A 15,821-nucleotide genomic window follows, 5' to 3' on the forward strand; every position below is an offset into this window, starting at 1 on the left:
GGGCCCTGCGAGGGGGCCGTTCCCTCATGTCACCTAGGAGCCCGGTGAGTTCCCTCACCCCTGCCCGCCCGTTCCGCCGCACCGACGCCGACTGGTGGCGCGACGCGGTCTTCTACCAGGTCTACATCCGCAGCTTCGCCGACGGCAGCGGCGACGGCGTCGGTGACCTCGCCGGCATCCGCGCCCGGCTGCCGCACCTGGTCGACCTCGGCGTCGACGCGCTGTGGATCACGCCCTTCTACCCCTCGCCGATGGCCGACCACGGCTACGACGTCGCCGACCCGCGCGACGTCGAGCCGGTCTTCGGCGACCTCGCGGAGTTCGACGCGCTGCTGGCCGAGGCGCACGCCGCCGGCATCCGGGTGACCGTCGACCTCGTCCCCAACCACACCTCCGACCGGCACGCGTGGTTCGCCGAGGCACTGGCCTCCCCGCCCGGCTCCGCCGCCCGCGCCCGCTACCTCTTCCGCGACGGCCGCGGCCCCGACGGGTCGCAGGCGCCGAACAACTGGCCCTCGGTCTTCGGCGGGCCGGCGTGGTCGCGGGTGCCCGACGGGCAGTGGTACCTGCACCTCTTCGCACCGGAGCAGCCCGACCTGGACTTCACCGACCCCGAGGTGCTCGCCGACCTCGAGACGACGATGCGCTTCTGGCTCGACCGCGGGGTCGACGGCTTCCGCATCGACGTCGCACACGGGATGGCCAAGCCCGAGGGCCTCCCGGACATGCAGCCGATGGAGGACACCGGCCTGCTCGACGACCACGGCCCCGGCGACCTGCGGTTCGACCAGCCGGGCGTGCACGACGTGCACCGGCGGGTCCGCGCCGTCCTCGACGCCCACCCCGGCACGATGGCCGTCGGCGAGGTCTGGGTGTCCGACGACGACCGGCTCGCCGACTACCTGCGCCCCGACGAGCTGCAGCTGGCCTTCAACTTCAAGCTGTTGACCGCCGACTGGACCGTCGACGGCCTGCGCGACGCCGTCGTGCACTCGCTGGCCACCGTCGCCGGCGTGCCGGCACCCGCCTGCTGGGTGCTGTCCAACCACGACCGGCCCCGGCACGTCACCCGCTACGGCGGCGGCGAGCTGGGCACCCGGCGGGCGCGGGCAGCAGCGCTGCTGCAGCTCGCCCTCCCCGGGGCCGCCTACGTCTACAACGGCGACGAGCTCGGCATGCCCGACGTCGACCTGCCCGACGAGGTCCTGCAGGACCCGATCTGGGAGCGCTCCGGGCACACCGAGCGCGGCCGCGACGCCTGCCGGGTCCCGGTGCCGTGGTCGGGCACCGAGCCGTCCTACGGCTTCTCGTCGCAGCGCGACACCTGGCTGCCGATGCCCGGGGGCTGGGGGCCGCTGACCGCTCGGGCCCAGGCCGCCGACCCGTCGTCGATGCTGTCCCTGTACCGGGCCGCGCTGGCCCTGCGGGCCTCCTCGCCGGCGTTCTCCGGCGAGTCGCTGGAGTGGCTCCCGGCGCCCGAGGGCTGCCTGGCGTTCCGCCGTCCGGGCGGCCTGGTGTGCCTGCTCAACCCGTCCCCGGAGGCCGTCCCGCTGCCCGAGGGACGGGTCCTGCTGGCCAGCGACGACGTCGCCGGCGGCACCCTGCCGGCCGACGCGGCGGTGTGGCTGCAGGCGTAGTCCCGGAGAGCCCGGGGTCCCTGCGTTCAGGAGGCGCCGAATCCGGACGCGGGTAGCATCCGAGTCGTAACGAGGCGTCACGGGGGACGCTCCACACGGTCGACCGACCCGTCGTCGGGGACCCATCTCGGGGGAGGCTCGCCCGCCCATGGCGCTGCTGCAGGTCGAGGGGCTGACGAAGTCGTTCGGGGCCCGGCGCGTCCTGCGAGACGTCTCCTTCGCCCTCGACGAGGGCGAGATCGTCGGACTGGTCGGCACCAACGGCGCCGGCAAGTCCACCCTCGGGGACGTCGTTGCCGGCATCACCGCGGCCGACTCCGGGGCCATGACGCTGCAGGGCCACCCGTACGCGCCGCTGTCGGCGGAGGACGCCCGCCACCTCGGCGTCGGCGTCGTCCAGCAACTCGTGCACATCGACCCGGGGCTCACCGTCGCGCAGGCCGTCTTCCGCGGCACGGCGCAGGCCGGACGCCCGCAGGAGGAGCTCCGGCGGCAGGCCCGGGTGCTGCTCGCCGAGGTGGCGCTCGACGTCGACCCCGACACGCTGGTCGGCGAGCTGCCGCACTTCGTGCACGGCCTGGTCGAGACCGCCCGCGTGCTCGCCGAGGACACCCGGATGGTCGTGCTCGACGAGGTCTCCGCGCCGCTGCTGCCCTCGGAGGTCACCAGCCTGCACGCGGTCGCCGCCCGGCTGAGCCGGCAGGGCCGCGGCGTGCTCTACATCAGCCACCGGCTGCCGGAGATGCTCGAGGTCGTCGACCGCGTGCTGGTGCTGCGCGACGGCCGGATCGCCCTGGACTCCCGGGCCGCGGAGATGGACCCGGTCCGGCTGGCCGCGGAGACCGTGGGCGAGCCCGTGACGCCGCCGGCGCCGCGGATCGCGTCGGTCCCGGCGCCAGTCCCGGTGTCGGCGCAGGCGCAGGACGTCCCGGCGCGCACCACGCCGCGGCTGGCCGCCTCCGACGAGGTCGCGCTGCGGGTCCGCAACCTGCGGGTGCCCGGCGCGGTCGAGGGCGTGGACCTGCTGCTGCGCCGCGGCGAGGTGATCGGGCTGACCGGGCACCGCTCCTCCGGCGTCCGCGAGATCGCCGGCGCCCTGTCCGGCGAGCTGCCGGCCATCACCGACGAGCTCCTGCTGCACGGCGAGCAGCGCTCGCTGGGGTGCACCGACGACGGCTCGCTCGCGCTGCCGGTGTACCGGCCCGACGAGGACGCCTACGGGGTCGACCCCGGCGAGACGATCGCCCGGACGCTCACCCAGGAGGCCTGGGGTTCGCTCACCGACCTGCGCAAGGAGATCGCCACCCTGCGCGGGGTCATCCGGACCGTGCACGAGATGGACGTCAAGACGATGAGCATCCGCACCGTCTTCGGCGCGCTGTCCGGCGGCGACCAGCACAAGCTCGCCCTCGCCCGGTGGATGACGGCCTCGCCACGCGACGTCGTCGTCCTGCACGAGCCGACCCGGGGCCTCGACGTCCGGGCCCGCCGGCAGGTCCGCCGGCTGCTCGACGAGGCGACCGGCCACGGGACCTCGGTGGTCGTGGTCTCGGTGGACCCCGACGAGCTGGCCGAGTGCTGCGACCGCGTCGGGATCGTGGCCGACGGCCGGGTGGCGCGGTGGATCGACACCGGCGAGCTCGCCGTCGACGCGGTGCGCGAGCGCATCGTCGAGGCCGCCACCGCGGCTGCCTGAAGAAGGACCCCGTCCTCCCCGCCCTTCGCAGGCTCAGGGCGGGACCCGGGACAGGGCCGGGGCCGGCACCCTCCCCGACCCCCCGTCCGGGTCGGGTGCCGGCCCGCCTGCTCAGAGGCGCCCGCTCAGACGGCGACGTGGGAGGCGACCGCCCGCAGCTTGTGCCGCGCGAGCGCCAGGTTGGCGGTCACGCGGTTGAGCACCAGGTAGATGAACAGGCCGGAGTTGCCCTGGCCCTTGAGCACGTTGATCAGGTGGTACTGGCTGCCCAGCGTGATGAGGATGTCCTCGACCTCGTCCTTGAGCTCGAGGTCGCTGATGGTGCGCAGCTTGGCGCGCACCACGTTGGAGTTGCCGGCGGCGGCCACGTTGAGGTCGAAGCCGGGGGTGCCACCGGCCGCGAGGGCCATGCCGCTGTCGATGTCCACGATCGCGGCGCCGTTGGCGCCCTCGATCGCGAGCAGGTCGGCGATCACGTTGTCGAGCGTTGCCACGGATGGGGCTCCTGTCGTCTCGAGAGGGGGACGCAGCGGAGTGCTGCGCACCGGGTCGGGAGACCCGGCTCGGCCGGACGGACCGGACGTCTGGGGAGGCACGACGCTCACCGGCGGCGGGGCCGCCGGGGCGTCGTCCGCCGGCCCGGCCGGAGCCGGGACCGGGTGCGGGACCTGCGGCGGGACCGCGTCGTCGTCGACGGCGGCCGGCGGGGCGGGGGCGGGCCGGTGCTCCGGCACCCGCGACTGCTGCCACGGGAGCTCCTGTGGCTCGTGGCGCCCCCACTGCCACAGCGACGCCCACCACCCGGTTGCCATGGTCCAGTCCCGCCCTGTTCGCGCGTCCGCCGAAGGCCTCAGCGACCCCAGACAACACGTCCCCGGCAGGCCGGGCAAACCGGCAGACGTATCTGCAGGTGAGCGCGCCGCCACCGACGGCAACCGTCCGGCGGGGCCGCCGGACCGGTCTCCCCCGCCCCTCCGGTACCTTCCGCGGGACCGCGCGGGCCCGCCCGCTGCCTCTCGCAAGGAGTCACCGTGAAGACCCGGGACCTCGCCTACGTCGCCCTCTTCGCCGCCATCATCGCGGTGCTGGGGACCCTGCCGGCGATCAACGTCGGCCCGGTGCCGATCACCGCCCAGACCCTCGGCGTGATGCTGGCCGGCAGCGTCCTCGGCGCCCGCCGCGGGTTCCTCGCGGTGCTGCTCTTCCTCGTGCTCGTGGCCGTCGGCCTGCCCCTGCTGGCCAGCGGGGCGGGAGGCCTGGCCCCCTTCGCCGGCGCCTCGGCCGGCTACCTCTACAGCTGGCCGCTGGCCGCCTTCGTCGTCGGCTGGCTGACCGAGCGCTCCTGGGACCGCTACGACGTCCTGCGCGGCACGCTGTTCAACGTCGTGGGCGGCATCGTCGTCATCTACGCGATCGGCGTCCCGGTCCTCAAGGCGGTCACCGGCCTGGCGTGGGGCCCCGCGTTCTGGACCGGCGCCGCCGTGTTCGTCCCCGGCGACCTGTTCAAGGCCGTGGTCGCGGCGGCCATCGCCGACGTCGTGCGGCGCAGCTACCCCGTCATCGACCGTCCCCGCCGGACCGCCGGCAGCCGGTGAGGTTCCGCCGTCCCGGTCCGGCGCCCGCCGCGGACGACGTCGCGGACCCGGGGCGCGGCATCGAGCTGCGCGGGGTCTCCCACCGCTACGGCGACCGGGAGGTCCTCGACGGCCTCGACCTCACCCTGACCGAGGCGCGGATCGGCGTGGTCGGCGCCAACGGGTCGGGCAAGAGCACCTTCGCCCGGCTGCTCAACGGCTTGGTCGTGCCGTCGGAGGGGCGGGTGCTCGTCGACGGGCTGGACACCCGCACCCAGGTGCGCGCGGTGCGGCGCCGGGTCGGCTTCGTGTTCCAGGACCCCGACGCGCAGATCGTGCTGCCCACGGTGGCCGAGGACGTCGCCTACGGCCTCGAGAACCAGGGCGTGCCGCCGGACGAGCGCGCGGCCCGCGTCGCCGAGGTGCTGCAGCGCTACGGGCTGGCCGAGCACGCCGACCACCCCGCGCACCTGCTCTCCGGTGGGCAGAAGCAGCTGCTGGCCATCGCCGGCGTGCTGGTGATGCGCCCGGCCCGCATCGTGTTCGACGAGCCGACGACGCTGCTGGACCTGGTCAACGCCCGCCGGGTCGCCGAGCTGATCGCCGGGCTCGAGCAGCAGGTCGTCGTCGTGACCCACCAGCTGGACCTGCTCGACGGCTTCGACCGGGTGCTCGTCGTCGACCGCGGCCGCGTGGTCCAGGACGCCGCCCCCGGCCCGGCCGTGGCCGCCTACCGCGCGCTGATGGCCGGCCGGTGACCCTCGCGCTGTACGTTCCCCGGGCCAGCGTCGTCCACCGGCTGCCGGCCGGCGCCAAGCTGCTCGCCCTCGCGGTGCTGGCCGTCGCGCTGTTCGTGCTGCCCACGCTGACCGCGGCCGGCGCGGCGCTGCTCGGGACGCTGGCCGTCGGGCTGCTCGTCGCCCGGCTGCCGGTGGCGGTGCTGGCCCGGCAGGCGCGGGCGGTCCGGTGGTGGCTGCTGGCCCTGCTCGTCGTCCACGCGCTGACCACGGACCCGCGCACCGGCGCGCACGTGGCGCTGCGGCTGCTGACGCTGGTGCTGGCGGCGGCCGTGGTGACGGCGACGACGCGGGTCAGCGAGATGGTCGCGGTGGTCGAGTGGCTGAGTGCGCCGCTGCGGCTGGTCGGCGTCCGGCCGGCGCGCGTGGGCCTGGCGATCACCATGGCGCTGCGGTTCATCCCGGTGCTGATCGAGCGCGCCGACCGGATCCGCGAGGCGCAGGCCGCCCGCGGCGGGTCCCCGCGCGGCGTGCGCGCGCTGCGGACGACGATCGCGCCGCTGCTCGTGCAGGTGCTGCAGATGGCCCACGACGTCAGCGAGGCGCTCGACGCCCGCGGCGCCGACGACGTCCCGCCCCCGCGCCGCCGCCGGCGCTCCCCCGCCGTGGAGGTCCCACGATGACCCCTGGAGGTCCCACGATGACCGTCGTCGAGATCTGGCTGACCCCGACGGCCGCCGCGCCGATGCGGCGGGTGCCCTCCGCGCGGCTGGTCGCCGGACAGGGGCTGGAGGGCGACCGCTACGCCCTCGGCGGTGGCACCTGGGCGCGGTACCCCGATCTGGAGAAGCAGCTGACGCTCATCGACGGCGCCGACGTCGCGGCGGTCGCGGCGGAGGCCGGCGTGCCGCTGACGCCCGGCGACACCCGCCGCAACCTGGTGACCGCCGGCATCGACCTGCCCGCGCTGGTGGGCCGGTGGTTCGCCGTCGGCGACGCGCTGCTGTTCGGCGTGAAGCGCTGCCCGCCGTGCGCCCACCTCGAGCGGCTCACCGGCGCGCGGCTGGTCAAGGCGATGGTGCACCGCGGCGGCATCAACGCGGCGGTGTTCGCGGGCGGCGAGGTCGCCGAGGGCGCGGTCGTGCGGGCGGTGTCCGAGGAGGAGGCCGCCCGGCGCGGGGCACCGACCGGCGCGGACCGGCCGGTACCCCGCCTCGTCGCAGGCTGAGGAGGACTCAGCCGACGAGGCGGTAGAAGCGGAGGAAGTCGTCCGGGAGGTCGAGGACCTCGACGTCGGCGAAGCCCGCCTCCCGGGCGTAGCGGCGGAGCGTGCCGGGGCGCATGACCGTCCCGGTGGCCGCCGACGGCTGGTGGGAGAGGCCGTCGGCCAGGCAGCAGGCCAGGCTGTAGCCGTACATCAGCCGCTCCACCTCGTCGCCGGGGGCGGTGAACTCCTCGGCCACGCGCTCGTCGACGACGAGCACCGTCCCGCCGGGGCGGACCAGCCGTCGCATGGCAGCCAGCACCGACACCGGGTCGGACAGGTCGTGGATGCACTCGAACGCCGTCACCAGGTCGTAGCCCGCCGCGTCGTCCACCGTGGCGGCGTCGGCGAGGTGGTGGTGCACCCGGTCGGCGACGCCGGCCTCGGCGGCGTTGCGGCGGGCCGCCTGCACCGAGGGCTCGTCGACGTCGTAGCCGTCGACGGTCGCCGCCGGGTAGGCCTGCGCGATGCCGATGGACGACCAGCCGTAGCCGCAGCCGACGTCGGCGACCCGGCCGCCGCGCCGCAGGGCCGCGTCGACGTCGGGGATCGACGGCAGGAGGGTGCTGCCCAGGCGGCCGAGGAACAGGGAGCGGTTGGCCGCGGCCTGCGCCTCGCGCACCTCGGTGCCCTGCTGGGCCCACGAGACGCCGCCGCCGGTCCGGTGCGCCTCGGCGAGCGCGTCGACCTGCCGCCCGGCCGCCACCGCGAACCGGACCAGCGGCACCAGGTGGTCGGCGCTGAGGACGTCGAGGAGTGGCGCCTCGTGCCCGCGGGGCAGCGTGAAGCGGCGGGCCCGGGCGTCCCCGGGGCGGGCGGGGTCGTCCTCGGCGGTGAGGATGCCGGTGACCGCCTGCTGCTCGAGCCACTCGCGGACGTAGCGCTCGGCCGTCCCGGTGCGGCCGGCCACCTCGGTGGAGGTGGACGCGCCGTGCGCGGCGAGGTCGCGGTAGTAGCCGAGGTGGTCGCCGAGGTACACGGCCTGCGCGTCCAGGACGGCGAGCACGGTCTGGAACAGGCGCCCGGCCAGGGCCTCGGTGGCGGCGGGCCCGGCGTCGTCGGTGTCGGGTGCGCGGGTGTCGGTGGTCATCGCGGACCTGCTCCTCTCGGGTGGCCCCGGCCGGTCGGCCGACCGCGCCGGCGCGGCCGATCCTGGTCCCGGCGGCCCCACCGCGGAACCCGGCGGCGCCCCGGTCCGTGGTCTGTCCGTGGACACCCTCCGGACGCTGCTCAACCTGGTCTGGCTCGTGCTGCACGGCTGGCTGCTCGCGCTGGCCTACGCGCTCGCCGGCGTGCTGGCCTGCCTGCTGGTGGTGACCATCCCGTTCGGCATCGCCGCGTTCCGGCTGGCCGGCTTCGTCGTCTGGCCGTTCGGGCGGACGACCGTGCGGGCACCCGGCGCGGGCGTCGCCTCGGCGCTGGGCAACCTGGTGTGGTTCCTGGTGGCCGGCTGGTGGCTGGCGCTGGTGCACGTGGCCGCCGGGGTCGCGTTCTGCGTGACGATCGTCGGCATCCCGTTCGGGATCGCCTCGTTCAAGCTGGCCGCCGTGGGCCTGTTCCCGCTGGGCAAGCGGGTGGTCGAGACCGCTCCCCCGCGCGACTGGATGCACGCCGGCAGCGGCGTGGTGCAGGGGGCGCCGGCCCGCTGGTGAGGGCGGGCGTCAGTCCCCCGGCTCGTCGAGCCAGCGGGCGAGGAACTCCTTCTCGTCCGGGGAGAGCCGGCGCGGGCGCTCGATCGAGAAGTCGAAGGGCACCAGCAGCGTGCTGCCGGTGACCGCCAGCTTCTCGTGGTCGAAGACCTCGTAGTGGCAGGTGAAGGCCGCCGCCCGGATGCCCGACACCCAGATCTGCACGTCCAGCGGGCGGGACGAGTAGACGACGGGCAGCTTGTAGGCGATCTCGTGGGCGGCCACGACCGTGCCGCGACGCAGTCCGGTGCGCTCCTCCAGTGAGGCGCGCTCGAAGAACAGCGCGACGCGCGCCATCTCGAAGTACTGCAGGTACACGACGTTGTTGACGTGGCCGTAGGCGTCCATGTCCGACCAGCGCATGGGGACCTGCACCGTGTACCGCACGGTGCGACACCCTGCCGCACGCGGGCCGCGGACGTCGACCGGCCCGCGGCGTGAGGGACGCACACGGACGTGCGGCGGGCCTACGGTCCGGCCGTGGACGTGTGGGACGCCGGGGCTCCGGGGGTCCTGGTGCTGCCCTCCGGCCGCCGCGTGCGGGGACGGGGGCTCCGCGACGGACTGCCCGGAGGGCCGCTCCCCCGCTTCGGCGTGTACCTCCTGGGCCGGCTGCCGGGTCCTCTCGACTGGGAGAGCCGCTGGGTGCGCTGGCCCGACTTCCGGCTGCCGGCGTCGCTGCCGGACCTGCGGGCGGCTCTGGGCGAGGCGTGGGAACGGTCGCTCACCGAGCGGGTCGAGATCGCCTGCAGCGGTGGCACCGGCCGCACGGGGACGGCCCTCGCGTGCCTGGCCGTCCTGGACGGTGTCCCCGCCGGTGAGGCGGTCGCCTTCGTGCGCCGGCACTACCGGTCCCGTGCCGTCGAGACGCGGAGGCAGGCACGGCTCGTGGCCGCGTTCCCGCCCTGAGACACCGCCGGCCGGCCGGAGCAGCGCTGCTCCGGCCGGCCGTGTAAGGACCCCCTCCTCCTCAGCCCTCGCATGCTCGGGCCGAGCCTCGGGAGGGGGCCGTCAGTCGCGGCTGAGCTTGCGGTAGGTCGCGCGGTGCGGGCGCGCGGCCTCCGGGCCGAGCCGATCGACCTTGTTCTTCTCGTAGTCGGCGAAGTTGCCCTCGAACCAGAACCACGTCGACTCGCCCTCGTAGGCGAGGATGTGGGTGGCCACGCGGTCGAGGAACCACCGGTCGTGGCTGACCACCACGGCGCAGCCGGGGAAGTCCAGCAGCGCCCCCTCGAGGCTGGTGAGGGTCTCGACGTCGAGGTCGTTGGTCGGCTCGTCGAGCAGCAGCAGGTTGCCGCCCTGCTTGAGGGTCAGCGCCAGGTTCAGCCGGTTGCGCTCACCGCCGGAGAGCACGCCGGCCGGCTTCTGCTGGTCGGGGCCCTTGAAGCCGAACGCCGCCACGTAGGCCCGCGAGGGCATCTCCACGTTGCCGACCTTGATGTGGTCGAGGCCGTCGGAGACGACGTCCCACAGCGTCTTCTTGGGGTCGATGCCGCTGCGGGACTGCTCGACGTAGCTGACCTTGACCGTCTCGCCGACCTTGATCTCGCCGTCGTCGGGCTTCTCCTCGCCGACGAGCATCTTGAACAGCGTGGTCTTGCCCGCGCCGTTGGGGCCGACCACGCCGACGATGCCGTTGCGCGGGAGCGTGAACGACAGGTCGTCGATGAGCAGGCGGTCGCCGAAGCCCTTGGTGAGGTCCCTGGTCTCCACGACGATGTTGCCCAGCCGCGGGCCCGGCGGGATCTGGATCTCCTCGAAGTCCAGCTTCCGCGTCTTCTCCGCCTCGGCGGCCATCTCCTCGTAGCGGGCCAGGCGGGCCTTGCTCTTCGCCTGGCGCGCCTTGGCGCCGGAGCGCACCCACTCCAGCTCGTCGGCCAGCCGCTTCTGCCGCTTGGCGTCCTTCGCGCCCTCGACCTTGAGCCGGGCGGCCTTGGTCTCCAGGTAGGTGGAGTAGTTGCCCTCGTAGGGGTAGGCCCGGCCGCGGTCGAGCTCGAGGATCCACTGGGCCACGTTGTCGAGGAAGTACCGGTCGTGTGTGACGGCGACGACGGTGCCGGCGTACTTCTCGAGGTGCTGCTCGAGCCACGCGACGCTCTCGGCGTCGAGGTGGTTGGTGGGCTCGTCGAGCAGCAGCAGGTCCGGCGCCTCGAGCAGCAGTCTGCACAGCGCGACGCGGCGGCGCTCACCACCGGAGAGGACGGTGACGTCGGCGTCGCCGGGCGGGCAGCGCAGCGCGTCCATGGCCTGCTCGATGCGGGCGTCGAGCTCCCAGCCGTCGTGGTTCTCGATGACCTCCATGAGCTCGCCCTGCTCGGTCAGCAGCGAGTCGAAGTCGGCGTCGGGCTCACCCATCGCCGCGCTGACCTCCTCGAAGCGGGTCAGCGCGTCGCGCAGCGGCTTGACCGCCTCCTCGACGTTGCCGCGGACGTCGAGCTCCTCGTTGAGCGGCGGCTCCTGGAGCAGGATGCCGACCGAGGCGTCCGGCGCCAGCATCACGTCGCCGTTGGAGGGCTGCTGCATGCCGGCCATGATCTGGAGGACGGTCGACTTCCCCGCGCCGTTCGGCCCGACGACGCCGATCTTGGCGCCGGGCAGGAAGGACAGCGTGACGTCGTCCAGGATGACCTTGTCGCCGTGCGCCTTGCGGGCACGGACCATGGTGTAGATGTACTGAGCCACTGGGCCTTCGAGCCTTCCGTCGGTGCGGTGTCGATGCGCAGGGAGGGGCGGGCCGGCGCGTGCGCCGGCCCGCCCCCGTGCGTTCTCGGCCCCGATCCTCCCAGTTGGCGGACGGCTACTGCAGAGCCGGTTCCGGCAGGACGTGCAGCGCCGTGTCCAGCGTGTCGTCGAACGCGCTGTCGAGCGCGCCGTCGGCCGCGGACGAGTCGGGGTCCAGCTCGTACAACGGCACACCCGCCCCGGTGTAGTCCCGCTCCCCGGCATCGGCCGGATCGGCCGGCGGCTCGTCCCCCTGCGGGGTGGCGGTCGCGGCCCGCTGCGTCTTGCGGAAGTCCGCGGTGCCGCGGCTGAGGTCGAACCCCACCGCCGCGGCCCGGACCTTCGGCCGGCTGCGGCGGCCCTGCTCGGAGTCCCACTCGTCGGTGCGCAGCGTGCCGCGGACGATGACCGGGTCGCCCTTGCTGACGCTGTGCGAGACGTTGCCGCTCAGCTCGCCCCAGCACTCGACGTCGACGAAGAACCTCGCGCCGTCGACGAAGCCCTGCACGCTGCTGTCGTAGCGCCGCTCGGTGGAGGCCACGCGGAAGTTGGTGACGCTGCCGTGCTGCGTGCGGTTGCGGGTGGGCGAGGTGACGACGTTGCCGGTCACGGTGATCTCGGTGGTGCTCACGGTGCTCCTCGGGTCTGCGGTGGCCGGCACGGTGCCGGTCCGACCTCGACCCTGGCGCCGCCGGTAGGTCGGCGGCGGCACCGTCGGCGACCTGTGGAGCACGCGCCCCCTGTGGACGACGGGCGCCCGGGGTGTCACCGGGTCACGCCAGGTCCCGCGGAGGTGTCATCATCGCGGCCGAGCGCCCGTAGCTCAGCGGATAGAGCAGGTGCCTTCTAAGCACTTGGTCGCAGGTTCGAGTCCTGCCGGGCGCGCCGGTCAGCCGGCGGTCCCGGCCGCCGGTCGCGCCCGCGCGGCGGGGCCGACGGACGGCAGCCGGACCCGGAGGACGGTCTCGCGCGGCCGGGGGTCGATGCCGATGTCGCCGCCGTGGCGTTCGACGATCCGCCGGGAGATGTCGAGCCCCAGGCCGGTGCCCTCGCCGACGCCCTTCGTCGTGAAGAACGGGTCGAAGGCGTGCGCCCGGACCTCCTCGGTCATGCCGGCGCCGGTGTCCCCCACCTCGACGACGACCGCGCTCCGCTCCCAGCCGGTCCGGACGCGCAACGTGCCCGCGCCGTCCATGGCGTCGAGGGCGTTGTCCACCAGGTGGGTCCAGAGCTGGTTGAGCTCACCGGCGAGGGCCTGGATGCGGGGGACGTCGGCGGCGTACTCCCGCACCACGGTCACCCCCGCGGGGACCCGGTGGGCGAGCGTCATCAGCGTGCTCTCCAGCCCCTCGGCGACGTCGGTCCGCTGCATCGACGCCCGGTCCAGCTGGGAGTAGGACCGGACGGCGGCGACCAGGTCGGAGATCCGCCGGGTGGAGTCCTTCACCTCGGCGAGCAGGCCGGTCGTCTCCAGGGTGCTGGCCACCCACTCCAGACCGGCGGCCAGGGCCGCCTCCCCCGCGACGGCCGCGACCCGCTCGCACCAGTCGACGTCGGCGCCGGCGGCGGCGAGCTCCGGGCCCAGGACCCAGTCCTGCGCCACGCCGTGCCCGGCCAGCCAGTCCGACAGGGCGTCCTCGCGGTCGGCGAGGGCCATCGGGTCCTCACCGGGCGACGGGGCCCGAGCTCCTGGCGCAGCGCGTCGATGCCGGTGAACTGGTCGGCGGTCACGGGGGCGGCGGCGAGCCGGCGCAGCGAGGTCAGCATCCCGTCGCACGCCTCGGCGAGGGCGTCGACGGCGCGGGTCGCCGCGGCGGCGGGGTTGTTCAGCTCGTGGGCCAGCCCGGCCGCCAGCGTGCCCAGGGCGGCCAGGGCCTCGCGCTGCCGGGCCATCGTCTCGTAGTTGCGCGCCGACCGGGAGACGCCCTCGGTGAGCGCCAGGCCGAGGGGGAAGCGCTCCGTCCAGATCCTGCGCAGCTCCGCGGCGGGTACGCAGAGCACCCGGCCGGCGGTGGCGGCGCGGCCGGTGGCGAGGTAGGCGCCGTGCTCGTCCCAGGCACGGAAGCCGCCGGCCCACCGTCCCGGCACGTCCATGCTCCCCAGCTGCGTCTCGTCCCGCCCGACGTGCCGGACGAGGTCGATGCCGCCGTCGAGCAGCACCCACCAGGAGTCGGCCGGGTGGTTCTCCTGGAAGAGGACGTCCCCGGGCGCGAAGGACACCTCGGTCCCCGCCGCCAGCAGGTCCCGCAGCTGGTCGTCCCCGGTGCCCTCGAAGAGGGCGACCCGGCGCAGGTCGTCGGGCCCCATCGCGACCTCCTCACCGCCCCGCAGCACACCAGCGCCGTTCCGGACACGGCCCGGGACCACGGGGTCGGTGGCGCGGATGGAAGCACGCGCGGGCACCTGTGCGGTCCGGTCCGGCGCACCGCGGGACCGACACCCTGCCCGCGGCCGACCGTGCGTCAGCCGCTGTGCGCACCGGGTCACCCCAGCGGTCCGGCAGTCGCTGGCACCGCGCTGCAAGTGGGATCGAAGGACGCCGCAAGCGGGGGGCGGCACGGTTGTCCCGAGCACCCGGGGACGGCCCCGGGGACCGCACCGAGGAGCCTCCCGTGACCCAGGTCCACGACCCCCGCCACACCGCCCAGCCCCACGGCTCCGCGCCCCAGGGACACGGCCCGTACGCGCCGCCGCCCGTCCCGGCGCCGGCCGGCTTCGGCGGCCCCGGCTTCCCGCCCGCCGGCTTCGGCGCCCCCGCCGGCAACGGCCGCCCGCCGAAGAAGCGGACCGGCGCGATCGTCGGCAGCATCGTCGCGGTGCTGGTGCTCGCCGGGCTCGGCGTCGGCGCCTTCCTCCTCTTCGGTACCAAGGTGCTCGACACCGCCGAGGCCGAGCGGCAGATCGCGGCCATCGCCCAGGAGCAGGCCGGCGTCACCGTCACCGACGTCAGCTGCCCCGACGACGTCGAGCTCGCGGCCGGCACGGTGACCACCTGCACCGCCTCGCTCGAGGGCCAGGAGGTCACCTTCACCGTCGAGCAGACCGACGACGAGGGCAACGTGACCATCGACAGCGACCAGGTCTACGTGCACCTGGCCGACGTCGAGACCACGCTGGCCGAGCAGTTCGCCTCCAGCACCGGCCTCGAGGTCGTCGCCAGCTGCGACGGCGGCGACCACACCGTGCTCGTCGCCGAGGACGGCCTGACGCTGCAGTGCCAGGTCGCCGCGGCCGACGACCCGAGCGACAGCGCCGTCGTCACCGCCACGCTGGACGCCGAGGGCAACGTCAGCTTCGAGTGACCCCGCCGCCGAGCGCCGGGCCCCGACCGGGGTCCGGCGCTCAGCGCTGTCCGGCGGGCACCCAGCCGATCGCCGGGGCGACGTGGCGCGCCACGTTCTCCAGCAGCCGGGCGTTGTACTCGACGCCGAGCATGTTGGGGACGGTGAGCAGCAGGGTGTCGGCTTCGCGGACGGCGGCGTCCTTGGCCAGCTCCTCGGCGAGCTGGTCGGGCTCGCCGGCGTAGCTGCGGCCGAAGCGGGCGCGCACGCCCTCGAGCAGCCCGACCTGGTCGGCGGAGCGGCGCTCGTCGCCGAAGTAGGCGCGGTCGAGGTCGGACACGATCGGGAGCACGCTGCGGCTGACCGAGACCCGCGGCTCGTGGTCCCACCCGGCCTCGGCCCAGGCGGCGCGGTAGCGGGCGATCTGCTCGGCCTGCAGCTCGTCGAAGGGCACGCCGGTGTCCTCGGACAGCAGCGTGGAGCTCATCAGGTTCATGCCCTGGCGGGCGGCCCACTCCCCCGTCGCACGGGTGCCCGCGCCCCACCAGATGCGGTCGGCCAGGCCCGGCGACTGCGGCTGGATCGCCAGCCGGCCGCGCGCGCCACCGGTCATCCCCGGGTCGGCGTCGACGACGGTGGTCCCGCGGATCGCGGCGAGGAACAGCGCCGTCTTCTCCCGCGCCAGGTCGGCGTCACCGGAGCCCTCCGGCGGGACGTAGCCGAAGGCCTCCGAGCCGCGCAGCGCCGTCTCCGGTGACCCCCGGCTGATGCCGAGCTGCAGCCGGCCGTCGGAGAGCAGGTCGGTGGCCGCCGCCTCCTCGGCCATGTACAGCGGGTTCTCGTAGCGCATGTCGACGACGCCGGTGCCGACCTCGATGCGTGACGTCCGCGCGGCCATGGCGGCCAGCAGCGGGAACGGCGAGGCCAGCTGGCGCGCGAAGTGGTGCACCCGCACGAAGGCGCCGTCGAGGCCGAGCTCCTCGGCGGCGACGGCGAGCTCCACGGACTGCACCAGCGCGTCGCGCCCGGTGCGCACCTGCGACCCCGGCAGCGGCTGCCAGTGGCCGAACGACAGGAACCCGATCCGCTTGTCCACGGCCCCCTCAGCGCGATCCGCGGGGTGGGTGTTCCCGGTGGGACTCGCCGTCACCCCACGTGACCGACTGACCACGACTCTCCGTGCGCGGGTTCCGCGGCTCCGGGCGTCCGGTCGGCCACCCTGT

17 protein-coding genes and 1 tRNA gene are annotated in these 15,821 nt (G+C 75.0%); 10 read left to right on the forward strand and 8 right to left on the reverse strand.

From position 1 onward, the window contains the following. Window positions 1-44 precede the first annotated feature (44 nt). Complete coding sequence (locus BM414_RS20740) at window positions 45-1,637, forward strand: glycoside hydrolase family 13 protein (protein ID WP_245784876.1); 1,593 nt, start codon at window positions 45-47, stop codon at window positions 1,635-1,637. A 148-nt stretch (window positions 1,638-1,785) separates the two neighbouring features. Then, window positions 1,786-3,333, forward strand: coding sequence for an ATP-binding cassette domain-containing protein (locus BM414_RS20745; RefSeq protein WP_093582546.1), 1,548 nt, complete (start codon window positions 1,786-1,788; stop codon window positions 3,331-3,333). 125 nt (window positions 3,334-3,458) lie between these two features. Here BM414_RS20745 and BM414_RS20750 read toward each other — a convergent pair whose 3' ends face one another. Beyond that, window positions 3,459-3,827 carry a hypothetical protein gene (locus BM414_RS20750; protein WP_093582636.1) on the reverse strand — a complete coding sequence of 123 codons (369 nt, stop codon included), beginning with the start codon at window positions 3,825-3,827 and terminating at the stop codon, window positions 3,459-3,461. A 537-nt stretch (window positions 3,828-4,364) separates the two neighbouring features. Between BM414_RS20750 and BM414_RS20755 the strand changes: the two genes are divergently transcribed. Genes BM414_RS20755 through BM414_RS20770 form a run of 4 tightly spaced genes read left to right on the forward strand, consistent with a single transcriptional unit; the run spans window position 4,365 to window position 6,872 of the window. Beyond that, a complete protein-coding gene (locus BM414_RS20755) occupies window positions 4,365-4,928 on the forward strand; it encodes a biotin transporter BioY (protein ID WP_093582548.1) in 564 nt (187 codons plus the stop codon). Beyond that, window positions 4,925-5,665, forward strand: a complete 741-nt coding sequence (locus BM414_RS20760) for an energy-coupling factor ABC transporter ATP-binding protein (RefSeq protein ID WP_093582550.1) — start codon at window positions 4,925-4,927, stop codon at window positions 5,663-5,665. Before BM414_RS20755 ends, BM414_RS20760 begins: the two co-directional genes overlap by 4 nt. Next, entirely contained in the window at window positions 5,662-6,327 is a 666-nt protein-coding gene (locus BM414_RS20765) for an energy-coupling factor transporter transmembrane component T (RefSeq protein ID WP_093582552.1), read from the forward strand. Before BM414_RS20760 ends, BM414_RS20765 begins: the two co-directional genes overlap by 4 nt. A 17-nt stretch (window positions 6,328-6,344) precedes the next feature. Beyond that, complete coding sequence (locus BM414_RS20770; RefSeq protein WP_093582554.1) at window positions 6,345-6,872, forward strand: MOSC domain-containing protein; 528 nt, start codon at window positions 6,345-6,347, stop codon at window positions 6,870-6,872. Window positions 6,873-6,879: 7 nt separating this feature from the next. On the opposite strand, the gene BM414_RS20775 is transcribed toward BM414_RS20770, so the two are convergent. Continuing rightward, window positions 6,880-7,998, reverse strand: a complete 1,119-nt coding sequence (locus BM414_RS20775) for a class I SAM-dependent methyltransferase (protein WP_093582556.1) — start codon at window positions 7,996-7,998, stop codon at window positions 6,880-6,882. Window positions 7,999-8,116: 118 nt separating this feature from the next. Here BM414_RS20775 and BM414_RS20780 point away from each other — a divergent pair, with 118 nt between their 5' ends. Then, window positions 8,117-8,560 (forward strand): YccF domain-containing protein, encoded by a 444-nt coding sequence (locus BM414_RS20780; protein WP_093582638.1) that lies wholly within the window; start codon window positions 8,117-8,119, stop codon window positions 8,558-8,560. Window positions 8,561-8,569: 9 nt separating this feature from the next. On the opposite strand, the gene BM414_RS20785 is transcribed toward BM414_RS20780, so the two are convergent. Then, window positions 8,570-8,983, reverse strand: a complete 414-nt coding sequence (locus BM414_RS20785) for an acyl-CoA thioesterase (protein WP_175551714.1) — start codon at window positions 8,981-8,983, stop codon at window positions 8,570-8,572. A 93-nt stretch (window positions 8,984-9,076) separates the two neighbouring features. Between BM414_RS20785 and BM414_RS20790 the strand changes: the two genes are divergently transcribed. Continuing rightward, window positions 9,077-9,505 carry a protein-tyrosine phosphatase family protein gene (locus BM414_RS20790; RefSeq protein WP_093582642.1) on the forward strand — a complete coding sequence of 143 codons (429 nt, stop codon included), beginning with the start codon at window positions 9,077-9,079 and terminating at the stop codon, window positions 9,503-9,505. A gap of 102 nt (window positions 9,506-9,607) precedes the next feature. Here BM414_RS20790 and ettA read toward each other — a convergent pair whose 3' ends face one another. Together ettA and BM414_RS20800 are read right to left on the reverse strand one after the other, a co-directional pair. Further along, the gene (gene ettA / locus BM414_RS20795; RefSeq protein ID WP_093582558.1) at window positions 9,608-11,278 is read right to left on the reverse strand and encodes an energy-dependent translational throttle protein EttA; all 1,671 of its coding nucleotides are present in this window, start codon (window positions 11,276-11,278) and stop codon (window positions 9,608-9,610) included. 115 nt (window positions 11,279-11,393) lie between these two features. Further along, window positions 11,394-11,948, reverse strand: coding sequence for a single-stranded DNA-binding protein (locus BM414_RS20800; RefSeq protein WP_175551715.1), 555 nt, complete (start codon window positions 11,946-11,948; stop codon window positions 11,394-11,396). A 181-nt stretch (window positions 11,949-12,129) separates the two neighbouring features. On the opposite strand from BM414_RS20800, the gene BM414_RS20805 reads away from it, so the two are divergent. After that, window positions 12,130-12,202: transfer RNA gene (locus BM414_RS20805), tRNA-Arg, on the forward strand. Between the two features lie 4 nt (window positions 12,203-12,206). Here BM414_RS20805 and BM414_RS30325 read toward each other — a convergent pair. Further along, entirely contained in the window at window positions 12,207-12,803 is a 597-nt protein-coding gene (locus BM414_RS30325) for a sensor histidine kinase (RefSeq protein WP_217644845.1), read from the reverse strand. Continuing rightward, window positions 12,761-13,624: a cyclic nucleotide-binding domain-containing protein gene (locus BM414_RS30330; RefSeq protein WP_217644846.1), complete on the reverse strand. Its 864-nt coding sequence runs from the start codon at window positions 13,622-13,624 to the stop codon at window positions 12,761-12,763. The genes BM414_RS30325 and BM414_RS30330 overlap by 43 nt, the downstream gene beginning before the upstream one ends. 305 nt (window positions 13,625-13,929) lie before the next feature. Here BM414_RS30330 and BM414_RS20815 point away from each other — a divergent pair, with 305 nt between their 5' ends. Further along, window positions 13,930-14,619, forward strand: coding sequence for a DUF4333 domain-containing protein (locus BM414_RS20815; protein ID WP_093582562.1), 690 nt, complete (start codon window positions 13,930-13,932; stop codon window positions 14,617-14,619). Window positions 14,620-14,659: 40 nt separating this feature from the next. On the opposite strand, the gene BM414_RS20820 is transcribed toward BM414_RS20815, so the two are convergent. Beyond that, entirely contained in the window at window positions 14,660-15,694 is a 1,035-nt protein-coding gene (locus BM414_RS20820; protein ID WP_093582564.1) for an LLM class flavin-dependent oxidoreductase, read from the reverse strand. Window positions 15,695-15,821: the final 127 nt, after the last annotated feature.

This window comes from Geodermatophilus amargosae, from assembly GCF_900116515.1.
GTDB lineage: Bacteria > Actinomycetota > Actinomycetes > Mycobacteriales > Geodermatophilaceae > Geodermatophilus > Geodermatophilus amargosae.

What these genes read in the sequence shown, in the direction of transcription:
- BM414_RS20775 (WP_093582556.1), bottom strand. Translation starts at nt 7,998, where the DNA reads ATGACCACCGACACCCGCGCACCCGACACCGACGACGCCGGGCCCGCC.
- BM414_RS20770 (WP_093582554.1), top strand. Translation starts at nt 6,345, where the DNA reads ATGACCGTCGTCGAGATCTGGCTGACCCCGACGGCCGCCGCGCCGATG.
- BM414_RS20745 (WP_093582546.1), top strand. Translation starts at nt 1,786, where the DNA reads ATGGCGCTGCTGCAGGTCGAGGGGCTGACGAAGTCGTTCGGGGCCCGG.
- BM414_RS30330 (WP_217644846.1), bottom strand. Translation starts at nt 13,624, where the DNA reads ATGGGGCCCGACGACCTGCGCCGGGTCGCCCTCTTCGAGGGCACCGGG.